Source organism: Rhizobacter terrae (genome assembly GCF_003852895.1).
Taxonomy (GTDB): domain Bacteria; phylum Pseudomonadota; class Gammaproteobacteria; order Burkholderiales; family Burkholderiaceae_C; genus Albitalea; species Albitalea terrae.
Map to the genome: position 1 here is coordinate 935403 of NZ_QUSW01000002.1, position 14113 is coordinate 949515.

12 protein-coding genes and 2 pseudogenes are annotated in these 14113 nt (G+C 63.6%); 4 read left to right on the forward strand and 10 right to left on the reverse strand.

All coding sequences use genetic code 11. The annotated features are described in order from the left end of the window. Positions 1 to 4 precede the first annotated feature (4 nt). Positions 5 to 661 (reverse strand): response regulator transcription factor, encoded by a 657-nt coding sequence (locus DZC73_RS11410; protein WP_161974541.1) that lies wholly within the window; start codon positions 659 to 661, stop codon positions 5 to 7. A 340-nt stretch (positions 662 to 1001) separates the two neighbouring features. On the opposite strand from DZC73_RS11410, the gene DZC73_RS11415 reads away from it, so the two are divergent. Then, positions 1002 to 1442 carry a GFA family protein gene (locus DZC73_RS11415; protein WP_124540330.1) on the forward strand — a complete coding sequence of 147 codons (441 nt, stop codon included), beginning with the start codon at positions 1002 to 1004 and terminating at the stop codon, positions 1440 to 1442. Positions 1443 to 1470: 28 nt separating this feature from the next. Here the strand turns inward: DZC73_RS11415 and DZC73_RS11420 are convergent, their stop codons facing one another. After that, positions 1471 to 4320 (reverse strand): YncE family protein, encoded by a 2850-nt coding sequence (locus DZC73_RS11420; RefSeq protein ID WP_198414824.1) that lies wholly within the window; start codon positions 4318 to 4320, stop codon positions 1471 to 1473. A gap of 161 nt (positions 4321 to 4481) precedes the next feature. Here DZC73_RS11420 and DZC73_RS11425 point away from each other — a divergent pair, with 161 nt between their 5' ends. Continuing rightward, the gene (locus DZC73_RS11425; protein WP_124540331.1) at positions 4482 to 7133 is read left to right on the forward strand and encodes a LuxR C-terminal-related transcriptional regulator; all 2652 of its coding nucleotides are present in this window, start codon (positions 4482 to 4484) and stop codon (positions 7131 to 7133) included. Positions 7134 to 7145: 12 nt separating this feature from the next. Here the strand turns inward: DZC73_RS11425 and DZC73_RS11430 are convergent, their stop codons facing one another. Together DZC73_RS11430 and DZC73_RS11435 are read right to left on the reverse strand one after the other, a co-directional pair. Continuing rightward, a complete protein-coding gene (locus tag DZC73_RS11430) occupies positions 7146 to 7583 on the reverse strand; it encodes a hypothetical protein (protein ID WP_124540332.1) in 438 nt (145 codons plus the stop codon). 84 nt (positions 7584 to 7667) lie between these two features. Next, complete coding sequence (locus tag DZC73_RS11435) at positions 7668 to 8066, reverse strand: DUF7674 family protein (protein WP_124540333.1); 399 nt, start codon at positions 8064 to 8066, stop codon at positions 7668 to 7670. A gap of 121 nt (positions 8067 to 8187) precedes the next feature. Between DZC73_RS11435 and DZC73_RS30680 the strand changes: the two are divergent. Further along, positions 8188 to 8739, forward strand: a pseudogene (locus tag DZC73_RS30680) (IS110 family RNA-guided transposase); the annotation flags it as partial. A 25-nt stretch (positions 8740 to 8764) separates the two neighbouring features. After that, positions 8765 to 9106: a transposase gene (locus DZC73_RS30685; RefSeq protein ID WP_407924100.1), complete on the forward strand. Its 342-nt coding sequence runs from the start codon at positions 8765 to 8767 to the stop codon at positions 9104 to 9106. Positions 9107 to 9412: 306 nt separating this feature from the next. On the opposite strand, the gene pyrE is transcribed toward DZC73_RS30685, so the two are convergent. From pyrE to DZC73_RS11470, 6 genes and pseudogenes are all read right to left on the reverse strand, one after another. Next, positions 9413 to 9928, reverse strand: a complete 516-nt coding sequence (pyrE, locus tag DZC73_RS11445) for an orotate phosphoribosyltransferase (protein WP_124540334.1) — start codon at positions 9926 to 9928, stop codon at positions 9413 to 9415. 162 nt (positions 9929 to 10090) lie between these two features. After that, positions 10091 to 10405, reverse strand: coding sequence for a hypothetical protein (locus DZC73_RS11450; RefSeq protein ID WP_124540335.1), 315 nt, complete (start codon positions 10403 to 10405; stop codon positions 10091 to 10093). A 109-nt stretch (positions 10406 to 10514) separates the two neighbouring features. After that, positions 10515 to 10985 carry a hypothetical protein gene (locus tag DZC73_RS11455; RefSeq protein ID WP_235835079.1) on the reverse strand — a complete coding sequence of 157 codons (471 nt, stop codon included), beginning with the start codon at positions 10983 to 10985 and terminating at the stop codon, positions 10515 to 10517. Positions 10986 to 11549: 564 nt separating this feature from the next. Continuing rightward, positions 11550 to 11957, reverse strand: coding sequence for a hypothetical protein (locus DZC73_RS29900; protein WP_162605209.1), 408 nt, complete (start codon positions 11955 to 11957; stop codon positions 11550 to 11552). 115 nt (positions 11958 to 12072) lie between these two features. Beyond that, positions 12073 to 12849, reverse strand: a pseudogene (locus DZC73_RS11465) (IS3 family transposase); the annotation flags it as partial. A gap of 247 nt (positions 12850 to 13096) precedes the next feature. Further along, positions 13097 to 13552: a hypothetical protein gene (locus DZC73_RS11470; RefSeq protein ID WP_124540338.1), complete on the reverse strand. Its 456-nt coding sequence runs from the start codon at positions 13550 to 13552 to the stop codon at positions 13097 to 13099. Positions 13553 to 14113 lie beyond the last annotated feature (561 nt).

The window sequence follows — 14113 nt, forward strand, 5'->3', positions numbered from 1 at the left end:
ACCCTCAGCGGAAGAGGCTGACCATGTGCGAGCGCGACTTCACGTCCAGCGCCAGCAGCAGCGACGACACGTAGTTCTTCACCGTGCCCAGCGACAGGTGCATGGAGTCGCTGATTTCCTGGTTGGTACAGCCGGAGAGCACCAGTTCCAGGATCTCGAGGTGCCGTGAACCGAGCTCGGCCACGCGGTCGTACATGGCCGACGACGGGAAGCGCGGGAACAGGGCGCTGGCCGGCGCGAAGCCTGCCGCTTGCGGCCCGCCGCGCGGCCACAGCAGCGCCGACAGCATGTTCTGCATCTCGGTGGTGACCACACCCTTGGGAACGTAACCGATTGCGCCCAGTGCACGCGCCTGTCGGATCACGAATTCGTCCTGCGTGGCGCTGAACACCGCGATGCGTGCCGCGGGATGCGCCTGCAGGAACAACCGCAGTCCTTGCAGGCCCTTGCAGTCCGCGAGGTTGAGGTCCAGCAGCACCGCCGCGACGGGTTCTTCGCGGGCGTACAAGGCCAGGGCCTCTTGCAGCGTGTCGGCTTCGAGCCAGGTCAGCGGCACGCCTTGCAGCTCGCTGTACAGCGACTTCACGCCGTAGCGCACCAGTTCATGGTCATCCACCAGCAGGAGCTTGGGCGAGCCCGCTCCCGGCCGGGGGCCAGGCAAAAGGTTTGCAACGGTCAATGAAGCCGCCCGTGTTGTCGTTTGCATTGTCATTCCTTCCCTGTTTGGCCTGATGCGTTCGCACGGCCAATCTGTGCATGCAGACAACCCCACCCCCGTCAAAGATGCTAGACGATGAAGGTTGAAATTGCACCCACAGTTGAGGGGAAGACCTTGCAGTTCAGGGGGATCGGGCGATGCAATGCGTTTCACTTATTTCGAAGACGCACGACCTGGTGACGAAAGTCATTTGACAGATGGCGAAACTCTCTTTTTCGGCAGCCACTTCGACGCCGAGCCCTTCGGATCGAGAATCGAACGTCCAGGCACAAGGAGTCGCACCATGTTCGAGGGAAGTTGTCTGTGTGGCGGCGTGAAGTACCGGCTTGCCGCCGAGCCAGGTGCTTTTGGCTACTGCCATTGCACGAGTTGCCGCAAAGCCAGCGGCTCGGCGCACGCGGCCAACGCGCCTGTCGATCGTGCGGCCTTTGAGCTGCTGCAAGGGCAATCCCTCATCAAAGAGTTCGAGTCGTCACCCGGCAAGCTCAGGGCCTTCTGCTCGAACTGCGGAAGCCCGCTCTACGCATACCTGCGCGCAACGCCGGAGGTTCTTCGCATTCGGCTGGGTACATTGGACACACCGTTCTTCAAGCAGCCGCAAGCACACACCTGGGTATCGGACAAGGCACCGTGGGAGCCCATCGAAGGCGATGTTCCCAAATTCGAACGATGGGCTGCGAAAGAGGTCCTCCACCAACGAGGCTCGCGCCAGGACGTGGCCTGACCTCTCCATCCCAGGGCCTGACTCAAGGTCAGGAGTCGTAGGCGATTCGAGCACCCGACCCTGGCGGCGCGCAGGTGTAGGTCACCTCCTGGCCTGGCGTGGTGGCCAGCGCGCGCACTGCTGCGTCGCTGCGCCGGCTGCCATCGGATGCCACGAAGACCTGCTGCACCGGGTCATAGAGCAAGCCGCGCGACGCCCCGGACTCCACCACCCTGGCCACCAGACTGCACTCGGTCACGACGCCGCCAAGCTCCTTCGAGACGAACGGGGTCTTCGCCCGCTGGAGCAGCAGGTCGATGCGGCCTGAGACCGCCGAAGCGTTGGTGGCCGTCAGCGTGATCTGCTGTCCGACGATGGGCGCCAGGTCGCTGTCGAAGGCCATCATGAAGTCGACCACATCACGCCGCGTGGCATCGGGGTTGATGATCGGGAAGCCCAGCGTGAGTTGCGGGTTGAACACCTTGGCGGTGAAGAAGCGGAACAGTGTGTCGACCGCGCCGTCGTGCACGAAGCCGAAGCCGCGCACCTGGTCGCCGACGAAGCCGGTGTCGGGCGCGCCGAAGAAGTTCACCTTCGGCGAACCGAACATGCCGACCTTGGTGTAAAGGCTGCGCAGCTGCGGGATCTTCACGATCTGAGTGATGCCCTCGAAGCTCGCCCGCCCGCCGGTGCCGAACAAGCCATTGGCCGGGTCGAGCCGGTGGCAGCCTTCGCAGTTGAACGCCGTCTGGTTGGGGATGAAGCTTCCCAGCAGCCCCAGGTCGATGCCGTCCACCGGCCGCGATCCGGTGTAGAAGTTCCGGCCGCGCTGCTGCGCCGCGTTGAGCGAGTTGTCGAGCTTGCGGTTCGGGTTGGGCGGCATCATCACCGGGATCTGGAAGTCGGCGAACTTCTGCATCTCGGCCTCGGTCAGCGGCGCGGTGCCGCCCAGCAGCCCCTGGAAGGCGACGGCGAAGTTCTTGAACGACAGGTTGCTGTCGGTGCCGCTGCTGCCGAACAGGCCGGTGGCACGGTCGCCACGCCAGTGCATGGCGCCGGAGTTGCGCATGCCCCGCAGCGTCTGCGTGGTCATCGGCCCCTTCATCGGATGGAACTCGTTGGCGTTGTCGCTGCCGTTGATCGGCGAGGTGACGCCGAAGAGCAGCTTGCCCAGCGCGATCTCGGTGGGCGAGGCCAGGTTCTTGACAATGGGGTTGTTGGTCACCCGGTCGTCGGGGTTGCCCAGGTCCCAGGCCAGGTCGTCCACGTCGCCGAAGATGTGGCAGCTGGAGCACGACGCCTCGCCGTTGGCCGAGAAGCGCTTGGCGTCGTAGAGGAAAGGCCGGCCCTCGGCCACCGATGCCGGCTCGAGGTTCCTCATCGCCACGGACGACAAGGTGCTGCGCGAGGTCAGGTCCACCACCTTCACCGCGTTGTCGAAGCGGGTGGTGACGTACAGCCGGCCACGGGCTTCGTCCAGCACGATGCCGCTCGGACCGCCGCCGGTCAGGTCGATGTAGCGGGCGCTCGCGGTGCGCGGGTTGAAGGTGTCGTTCTCCAGCTCGGCGGTGTCGAACACGCCGATGCGGCTGGAGCCGAAGGCCGCCACGTAGAGCGTGCGCCCGTCGGCAGTCACCGCCATCTCCAGCGGCGTGGCCAGCGAGTGGTCTTTCATCGTCCAGTCAAAGGCCGGGTTGGTGGGCAGCTTGGAATAGTCGATGTGCTTGTTCAGGTGGCGGGGGGTGACATTGCCCGCCGAGATCACCGTGATGCGCGTCTGCGCCAGCTTGCCCTGCACGGTGTGGCCGCCGTAGACACCAGGGCCCTCGAAGCGCACATCGTTCACGGCGTCGGTGTTGGACACGTACACCTTGCCCGTCACCGGGTTGGCCACCATGTTGAACAACACCGTGCCCACGCCCGGGTAGGCGGCCTTTTGCGTCAGCGCGTTGGCGTCGACGGCGAAGACATCCAGGTCGGGCAGGCTCAGGCGGACGGCGTTGTTCCAGTTGCGCTTGAGTTCGTCTTCCCACTGGCCGCTGGCCTTGTTGTACTTGACGATGAGCCCCACCTCGGGTGCCTGCTTGCCCTCGAAATTGGTCTTGGGGCCGGGGTTGCCGCCGGGCATGATCTTGCCGTTCTGGCCCAGGCAGGGCAGCTTGGGATTGAAGCCCTGGCAGACCAGCGCCTGCAGCAGCGTGGTGGTCTGGTTGCCCGACTTGAACGCCGCCACGTACACCGTGCTGCGGTCGGGGCTCACGGCCAGCGCCCGCGGGGTGTCGGCGAAGAAGCTCATGATGCGCAGCGGCAGGCCGCCCACCGTGTTGCCCAGGCTGGCCGGGTTGAACACCCACACGTCGGCACGCCCCACGCCGGGCGTGGTGAGTTGCGGGTCGCCCGCTCCCGGCACGCCGGCCAGCGACGGGTCGCTGCGTTGCTGGCCCCGGTGCGCGGTGGTGATGAACGCGCGCTCGGGGCTGCCGGCAAAGACGATGTCGCGCGGCTCGTCGCCCACCAGCAGCGTGCGCACGACGCGCGGCGTGCCGCTCAGGTCGACGATGCTCACGCTGTCGGACAGGTGGTTCACCACCCACACTTCGGTGTTGCTGCGCGCCGCCACCGCCACGGGCTCCAGGCCCACCGGCACGCGGGCCGCGAGTTGCAATCCGGCACCGGTGACGTTGAACACCTCCAGCGTGTTGTTGGGCGCGTTGGCCACGAACAGCCTGGTGTGGTCGGGCGACATCGCCATCGGCCGCACCGGCCCGCTTTCGAACTGGATGAACGTGGGGGTCTGAGCCAGTGCCGGCCCGGCGACCAGCGCCAGGACCCAGCCCGCGAGCGACAGCAGCAAGCGGGCCAGGGAATGGCCGCGGCCCTGCTTCGGGTGCATCTGCATGTGACGTCTCCTTCCGCTACTTCTGTGTGTGGTGGTGCCATGCCGTCCGTGCCGGCGAGGCCTGGCGATCGTAGGGAGCCCCTTCATGCGGCGCCCCCTCCGCCGGGAGGGGGCGCCACGTCCGTTACACTCGCGCGCCCTCGGCCGACCCACCGCCCGACATGAAGATCGAGCCGCCGCTGCTGGCCCCGTCCAGCATCCCTCGCCCGGCCTTGATGGCGCGGCTGGATGCTGCTTCCAAGCTGCGGCTGGTGGTGGTCGCTGCCCCCTCGGGCTCGGGCAAGACGACCCTGCTCACGCAATGGTTCCGGCGCAGCCGGCAACGCCGCGCGGCTGCCTGGCTGTCGCTGGTCGCACCATCGGGCGGGCCGCCAGCCCTGGCCGCCCAGCTGGGGGCCAGCCTGGCCTCCAACATCGCCACCGGTCCCGTCACCGGCGATGACCCCGTGCAGTCGCTGCAAGCCCTGTTGGCCCACCACAGCGGCGACCTGCTGATCGTGATCGACGACGTGGACCAGGTGCAGGACGCTCCCTGCCTGCGCCTGATCGACGACCTGCTCGGCGCCTCGGCCTCCGGCGTGCACTGGGTGCTGTCAGGACGCTGCCTGCCAGGGCTGAACCTGTCGGCCTGGCGGCTGCGCGACCAGCTGGAAGTGCTGGACGGCGCCGACCTCGCCTTCGATGCCAACCAGATCGTGCAGCTGGGCCGCAAGCTGATGGACGAGCCGCCCACCCGAGCCCAAGCCGAGCGCCTGCTCGTGGCCACCCAGGGCTGGGCGGCGGGCGTGAAGCTGGGCCTGCTGGTGGCAGCGCGCGGACGCGATGTCGACGCCGCGCTGGCCGACTTCGACGGCAGCCATGTGGAGATGGCGGCCTACCTTGACGACGAGGTGTTGCGCGGGCAGCCGCCGGCGTTGCGTGACTTCCTCGTCAGCACCAGCGTGGTCGACACCATGACCGGCGAGCTGTGCGATGCCTTGCTGGGGCAGGAGCAATCACAAGCCGTTCTGGAACAGCTCGAACGCAGCCAGCTGTTCGTGACCGCGCAAGACAGCCACGGCCACGCCTTCCGCTACCACCCGCTGTTCCATGGCTTCCTGCGCAGCAGGTTGGCCGCCGACCCCGCTCGCCAGCGCACGCTGCACGAAAGCGCCAGCCGCTGGCATGCCGGCCAGTTGCGCTTCGCCCAAGCGCTGGAGCATGCCTTCGCCTCGGGCCGGCTGGCGTGGTGCGCTGAACTGGTGGAACGCGCGGCCTTGCGCTGGCAACAGACGGGCGACATCGCCGAGGTCGTGCGCTGGAGCGAACGGCTGCCGCAAGAGTGCGTCGTGCAGCGCCCGGCCCTGGGCGTGGCCTACGCGACCTGCCTGGCGATCAGCCGCCGCTTCGACCAGGCGCGCGCGGTGCTGCGGCGCCTGGTCGATGAGCACGCGCGCACCGGCACGCCGTCGGCCTACCAGCTGCACACGCTGCAGCAGATCCTGCTGGTGCTGAGCGGCGAGCACGAGGCGCTGGCCGACGATCCCCCCGTGCCCGACGACGCCGGGGGCGACGCCCACCTTCGCGGGCTGCAGCTGGTGAACCGCGCCTATGCCCTCTTCTGCAGCCACCGCTTCGACCCCTCGTGGCGGCATGCGATGCGAGCGCGCGAAATCCTGCAACCCATCAGCCCCTACGGCGTGGGCTATGCCAGCAGCGTTCTGGCGCTGGTGGAGCGCGCGAAGGGCGACTTCGGGTCGGCCGTGCGGCGGGTCGAGCAACTCTGGGCCGGCATGCGCAACGGCCCGCGCAATGCCGCCTGGGCCAATGCCGCCACCTCGCTGGCGCTGGTGCGCTACGAGTCCAACCGCCTGGCCGAAGCCCGCTCGCTGTGCGAAGAGGTGCTGCCGCTGCTCGAGGCCGGCGGCACCTACGAAACCCTGGTGACGGCCACGCGCACCCTGGCCCGGGTGCTGGCCGCCGGGCGAGAGCACGAGGCCGCGATGCGGCTGCTGGACTACCTGCACGGCATGATCGAAGGCAGCCACGAACGGCGATTCGCCGGCCAGGTGTGCGGCGACAAGGTGCGCCTGTGGCTGGCGATGGGTCAACCCGGCCGTGCACGCCAGTGCGCCGCCGAGTTCGGCGTGCGCGACGCCTCGGAATGGCAGGCCCCGCGCCCCTACGACGAAGCGTGGGAACGCCGCGGCATGGCGCTGGCCGCCATCCTGTCGCACGAACAGCGCCACGACGAAGCACGCGCCGTGCTGGGCGTCCTGCACGAGAGCGCTGAGGCGGTGGTCCACGTGGTGCGTCTGCAAGCGATCGAAGCCGCCCTGGCCAGTTGCCTGTGGGACGCCGGTGCGCGCGACGACGCCCTGCGCTGCCTGCACCAGGCCCTGGTGCGCGCCCACGGACACGCCCCCTCGCGCAGCTGGTTCGACGACAACCCGCGCTTCCACCAGGTGTTGATGGCCGCGCTGGAAGTGCCGCAGATGCGCCGCCTGATGCCTGAGCATGTGCTGCGCGTGTTCGGCGCCGCGCTGGGTCGCAGCGAAAGCAAACGCCGCACCGCCGCCAATCACACCCACCAGGCGGTGGATGCGCTGACGAGCCGTGAGCTGGAGGTGCTGGTGCTGCTGGCCCAGGGCCTGAGCAACCAGCAGATCAGCACCCGCGCGCAGATCTCGCTGACCACGGTGAAGTGGCACGTGAAGAACATCTTCGCCAAGCTGGGCGTGAGCACGCGGGTGGGCGCGCTGGTGCGGGCGCGCGAACTGCGGCTCATCGAGTGGGGGGATCGGGAAGCTGCGCGGCCTGTGGGGCGGCGTTAGACGGCCGCTCGTTCATGGGACCCACACCGCCTGACCAGTGCAGACCCACGACTCGAAGCAATTGTTCCCCCAGTCAATGCCATCCTTGTGGGTACAACTCGGGGCGACAACCGCATTTGCCCCCCTTTGCATGGCCTTGAGAAGGAGTTGAACTCGGGCCGCCTCTTCCGGGGTCTTGCCGTTCGTCTCGTTGAGTTCCGGCCGCCAAGTCCACTTGAACACGAGCACAGCGACAGTGAGCTTGCACGCCAAGCCAACGACCTCCCCCTTGGGGATGCTGGCAAGACCTGTCGATTCGATGAACTTGACTTCCCTCAGCCTGAGTTGCTCCTGTTCCGGAAGTTTCGAGACATCTTCAATCTTGGTGCGCAACGCAGCGTTGTACGCCCCTTCGACGCCGTAGGAGGTGCCAATCGAAGCGCAACCTGAAACGAACAACGGGATCGACAAGAGGGAGGTCTTTGTGATCGCGTATAGGGCATGCATTTTGTGCGGCCTACCGGTTGACTGTCGCCCTGATGGAAGGGTCAGACCTCATTTCACACCCTTCATGAAGGGTTTCTCACCCCACATGCCTATGTAGAGCGACTTGAGGTTGGCCGGAATGAGCTTCCAACCCTCTCGTTTGGTGCTTTCATCTTTGATGTCCCACATCAAGGATTCCACGTACGCCACGTCGATGCAGCGAAGAGTCGAGTCATCGCCGCGAGCCAACAGCGCTGAGATCAGCTTCAGATGCTCTGCCGCCCTGGTGAACTCGCCTCGCCTTATGGCATCAGTTGTCAACTGTGAAAATCGCTCGACCCACGTGTGATGCGCGTTCTCATATTCGATTCCTAGAGCCGAGTCTATGAATTCGGCATCTTCTGGGAATGCAGCACGAATGGCTTCAACGATCTGAAGATCGGCGAAATTTCTGGCGTCTGCGGACATGAGGCCTTACGCGCGCTCGATGGGAATGCGAAGGGACTTCCCACCTTCCTGCAACGGCGTCAAAGCGCCAAGACTGGTGGTGTTCAAAGTCATCAATCTGAAGCGTGGAAAGGGGAAGCCCATGACAGAGGTTATCCGAGAAGGGTCCGTTCGAGTAGGGGTGGATCTGGCCAAGCGCGTGATCCAGGTTCATGCCGTGGACGCACACGAACGAGTGGTGACCAGCAAGGCGCTGCGGCGCGAGCAGTTCCTGGCGTGGTGCGCTCGGTTGCCCCAAGGCAGCCTGGTGGTGATGGAAGCCAGTTCCAGCGCGCACCATTGGTGTCGCCGGCTCATTGCCATGGGGTTGGATGCGCGCATCGTCACGGCACAACTGGCTGCGCCGTACCGCCAGGAAGGTCGCAGCGGCAAGAACGACGCCAACGATGCGGCCGCGATCTGCGAGGCGGGCGGGCGACCACGCATGCGCTTCGTGCCCGTGAAATCCGTGCAGCAGCAGAGCATGCCGTGCGTGCACAAGCTGCGCGAAGGGTTCAAGGAAGAACGCACGGCCTGCATCAATCGCATCCGGGGCCTGCTGGCCGAGTTCGGCTTGGTGTTCGCGCATAGCACAGCACCACCGCGACGACGTCGACGTGCGCCGCGCCGCGCAGCTCATCGGTGTGGGTCCGATCACCGCTTCGGCAGCGATCGCCACGGTGGGCGACTTCAAGCAGTGCAACAGCGGCTCGCAGTTCGGCGCCTGGGTGGGCCTGGTGCCGCGGCAACGCTCCAGCGGCGGCAAGAACCACCTGGGCGGCATCACCAAACACGGGCAGACTTACTTGCGAACGTTGTTGATCCAGGCCGCCAAGTCAGCGGTCATGACCGCCCACCGGCGCAACGATCCGATCTCGCATTGGGTGCTGGCCCTGCGCGAGCGCTCGGGATGGCAGAAGGCCGTCGTCGCCCTGGCCAACAAGAAAGCGCGCATCCTGTGGGCAGTCATGACTCGCGGCGAACAGTTCGATGCCAGTCACGTGAGCATCAAGCCTGCCTAGGACGCCAGCCCAATCCTCTTCCGTGCACGACGTGACAATGAAGACGCACTGAACAGGTCAGACCGGCAGCGGGCAAGCTCGACTAACCCTTGGTGGCTTACATCACCATCAGGTCCACGCGATAGGAATGGAGCCTCGCTGAGCGGTTCGCATCTGGGTCCGCATCGCCGCGCACACGCGCTCCATGCAACAAGACCGTCTGTAGAGTGGCAGTCTGTTCTCTGTCTCAGCCGCCTTCGTCGCCGCGTCCACTCGTCAACAAGGAAACAGCAATGCGTTGACTACTTCGGAAGTCCCTGTAAAGGGTTAGGCACCGTCGACCTCAGTGAAGGTGAACAGTGCCTTGAGCGACAGGCCCGCCTCGGCGAGCGCCTCGACCCCGCCTGTTTCGCGGTCGATCACGCACAGCGCGGCCTCTGGAGAAAGCCCATCGGCCTTGAGCATTTGCAGAGCATCGATGATGGCGCCGCCGCTGGAAACAACGTCTTCGACTAGCACGAAGCGCTTGCCGGTGAGCGGTGAGCCCTCCGCATAGCGGCAGGTACCGTACTCCTTGGGTTGCTTGCGAATGAAGGCCGCCGGCAGACCTGTGACTTGGCTCAGGACGGTGACGACTGGAATGCCCCCCATTTCGAGCCCGGCAAGAACGTCCGTGCCTGACGGAACAAGCTTGGCCATTTCCTTCGCGATGGCCAGAAGGAGGCCGGGCTGGGATTCGAACTGGTACTTGTCGAAGTACGTGTCGCTAACCTTGCCAGAGCGAAGCGTGAATTGGCCTTTAAGCTTGGCCGAGTGCTTGATTCTTGCTGCGAGAGATTGCATTGCCGATGGCGGGAAGTGATGGCTTGCAGTGTAGATGCCTAACGTTTGACATGAGCGGCAGTTGGAAGCGGGCGCAGCCCGCTGGAAACCGTCCGCTCGATGGAAGGGTTAGGCGGCTGGGTGCCAGAGGGAAACACCAGAAGCATAGGTGCTCTCCCTCTGCTAGGAGCGAACTTCAAGGAAGTTCTCGTCGACAAACCGCTCCACGAACTCGTGAGGGTCTACGGACAGACCTTGGGCCTTTGCTGCGCCCAAAAAGCCCTCCCACACCTTGCGGATCCTGTCTGGAAACGACGGCGGAAGATCCATTTGAGTGCGGACAATTTCCTGCCATGAGCCTTGGCTGTTGTAGAGAGCATTCAGCTTGGGCTCCACAACTGCTAGGCCTTCACGTTGCTCATCCGTCAGTTGGCCAATCGCGTCAAGGACATAGCTGTCCAGGAGGCGGAGAAACGGCTTCCCGTCGTATCGGTCCATCAATCGATCCATCAATGTTACCGCCTAACGGTTGGCATGAGGGGCGACCGACAGCAGGCGAAGCCTGATGTTGGGCGTCCCCTCGATGGAAGGGTTAGGCGGCAGTGCCTTAGAAGACACCTGCCTCTCCCTTTTCAAATGCAGCTCTCCATCTCTTGTAGCCAACTAGCTCAGGTTCTGTGACTGGGGCGTGCCCAACAAGGACCTGGCCTTCTGCCGCTCCTGGAGTGCGGTTCGGAGCATGGCTGAGCTTTACGGTCCACTTTCCTGTCTTTGCCGCAGCACGCGCCTCTTCGAATGAGTTGAACTCGGCGTCGCCGTACGCGGCGCTGACGATCAGCAGGTAGTCGTCTTCCGTGGCTACGAAGGATCTGCCTTGGATGTTGATGGCCGATCCCTTCTTAAAGTCGAAACGATCAACCTTGAGGATCTTGTTTACAGAAAACTTGCCATCGCTGCGCTTACTAACGAGCAGATCGCCCTCCTTGAACGCAAACTGCTTGTACTCAGACGGAAAGAAGTCACCAGCGTAGGTTGCCATGTGAACGAAGAACAACAGGAAGAGAACAAGATATCGCATACGAGTTTTCTGACGCCTAACGTTTGACATGAGCGGCATGTGGAAGCAGGCAAAGCCTGCTGGAACATGTCCGCTCGATGGAAAGGTTAGGCGGCAATGCGAGCGACGGTCGGTGTTCGACGAGTTGCCTACGAGCATTCTCGAGTGATGACATAGGAGATCCTAACGCTAGACTCTTTGTACTCGAAATTGAACTGCTTGGCGCAGGACTGAAGACGCTGTGTCGCCTGAGCTTCAGTTGGCATCGGGCCGCCAACTCCAAGACATCGACTCACGTCGTCGATTACTTCCCTATTGCTCATTGCCGCGACATTGAGTCGCATTTCTTGCGTCCACAGGCCGCGAGCACTTGAAGACGCAAAGCACGTTCTCGTTGCCGTTGCAATCCAGAATGTGTGAGTCCGCAATTCCGGTTGTTGCTCGATCGCGCTCGCATGAAGCGGCGACCCGAGCGAAAAGACTGTGAATAGGGAAAGAGCTAGTGCGCGGTGCATATTTTCATTGGGTTTGGCGCCTAACGTTGGAGTTCAGCGGCTGCCGAAGGCAGTCCGCTGCAATGACGGGTTAGGCAGCAACTCGTTCCTCCGCTGCCAGAAACTGCCTTGATGAATGAACCTCTCTGCCCCATGCGATTTGGGTAAAGCCCGATGCCTCAAACTCTAAAAGGCCCTCTGGCCAATTTAGCGGTAGGCGCCAAACGGTGGCTGTGTATTCGGTACGCGGTTCGGCGCGTTTCTCGATGCCACTTATAGAGAACGGCCCCATACCTGCTGTTGGTGTGGCCCAATCGAGAGCCACACGCAGAGCGAAAACTTCGTGGAACTGGAGCCTTACAGGCACGAGCAAGAAGGAAAACTTCTCTTGGTGTTCTTTCCATTCGAGGATGTAGTCGAGGTCTAGCTGAAGCTCGCCGCTGCCGTGCTCGGCCTCAAAAACGCGAAACCCGTGGACGTGACAGTCGTGCCATGACATGTTCTCGAAGTCGCTAAGTGTCCAATGGCGAGGATGCATGTTGCTGCCTAACGTTTGACATGAGCGGCGGTTGGAAGCGGGCGCAGCCCGCTGGAAACCGGGAACTTGCACCGCTTTAGTTGACACATGCTTGCAGGCCCTGCCGCTGTTCAAAGCCAGCCGGAGGGAGGTATCGCAGCGACGAGTGAAGTCGCTGCTGGTTGTAGAACGTGATGTAGCTGCTCAAGATGCGTCGCAGTTGCAGATCATCGGCGAAGGCCTTGCCGTACAGCTCCTCGGTCTTCATCGAATGGAAGAACGACTCCATGTGGGCGTTGTCGTTCATCTTGCCCGGACGGTTCATGCTCTGCAAGATGCCCAACCTGCGAAGCTCGTCGCGGTATTCGAACGCCGCGTACTCCACACCACGATCGCTGTGGAACACCAGCCCCGGTTGCGGCCTGCGGTTGCGTGCCGCCTGGCGCAGCGCAGCACGGGTCAGCGCGGCGTCGCGACGGTGGCTCAGGCTCCAACCCACGATCCGTCTGGAGTGACGATCCATCACGGTGGCGAGGTAACGCCATTGGCCAGCGACCTTCAGGTAGGTGACATCCCCGACCCAGAGCTGATTGGGTCCACTGGGTTCGCTCAGTTGAAGCCGCGGCACGCTGGCGAAGGACGCACGCTGGCCGACCTTGGATCGCCGGTACAAGCGAGCGCTGCGCCCCTGCAGGCCAGCCAGGCGCATCAGCCGCGCCACGCGACGACGGCCCACGGCCAAGCCATCGCGACGAAGCTGCCCCGTGACACGCGGGCTGCCGTAGTAGCCACAGCTGCGTTCATGAACCTGGCTCACCTGCTCGACCAATTGCGCATCGCGTTGCGAACGCTCGCTGGGCTGGCGACGCAACCAAGCGTAGAAGCCCCCGGCGCGTCACCCCGTACAGCGCGCACATCACTTGGACCGGGTACGTTTGCCGGTTTGCCGCGATGAAGGCGAAGGCTTCGCTTTTCGTTCCGAGGCAAACCGGATAGCTTTTTTTAGCAGGTCATGCTCCATCTGAAGGCGCTTGAACTGCTGCTCGACGTCACGCAGACGCTGCAGCTCAGCGACTGCCGCTGGTTCTAGTGGCGCAGGTTTGCCCACCAGCTCGCNGGGGTTAGGCCACGACTTTAAGACTCTTGAGAAATATAGATTCTCGACCTTCAAGTTGAGCCTCGAGCCTCTCGACGATATGTGGATGTGCCCAGACAGCGAGCGTCTCCAGGCCACGCAGTTCTTCAGCAGTAGCGATTGTCTCTTTTCCTTCGAAATAGGCGCTGAGCCGCCCAGACAGGACGTCTTTCTTGGCATAGCGCTGAGGCTCCGAATACTCCTGAGGCACAGGCGCATTGCCAAGCTTCGACCATCCATAGCGGTTGGGTGTGTCTTTGAAGACGGCCACACGAAAGGCGACAGGCAGCAACACTACTTCGCCAATGGACAACTCCGACTTGCTCGCGTTCAGAAACACGCGGACCGTGCCGTCTGGCAGCCACTGGGCGTATGCATGGAGTCCAACAGCAGACAGTGGGACTTTCAGCACGTCGCCTGGCCTTTTGATGATTCGGGACATGCTGGGCCTAACGTTTGACATGAGCGGCGGTTGGAAGCGGGCGTAGCCCGCTGGAAACCGTCCGCTCGATGGATGGGTTAGGCGCCGGGTCTTGGTGACACGGCTCGAATTGCGAGGGCATTGATGAAACCTTCCGCTTCGCCAGTGGAGGAGAACCTGCGCTCTTGAGCGTCTTCAACGTTCCCGTGGTAGTGGATGCGAAATACTTTGACATGAGGCCAGTACTCGACTGTGATGGGGCCAACTACAAGAGCGTCGTGTGATGTCGATGCGGGAAAGTGGCTGGCATACGGCTGCTTAGACAAGCGCTCAACCAGCTCCTGCATGGGCCGCATTTCAGGAAATTCCTTCGCTACGCCACTGTAGTGCGCATTGACCGAGGGATCTGCGAGCTGCGTTGCTCTCACGTGGACTGCTTTCGGCGCCTAACGTTTGACGTGAGCGGCGGTTGGAAGCGGGCACCGCCCGCTGGAAACCGTCCGCTCGATGGAAAGGTTAGGCCGATGCTGGCTCAACACGGCATACCTCCCGCGCCCAGAAGCGAATGCCTGGCGAGTCTTC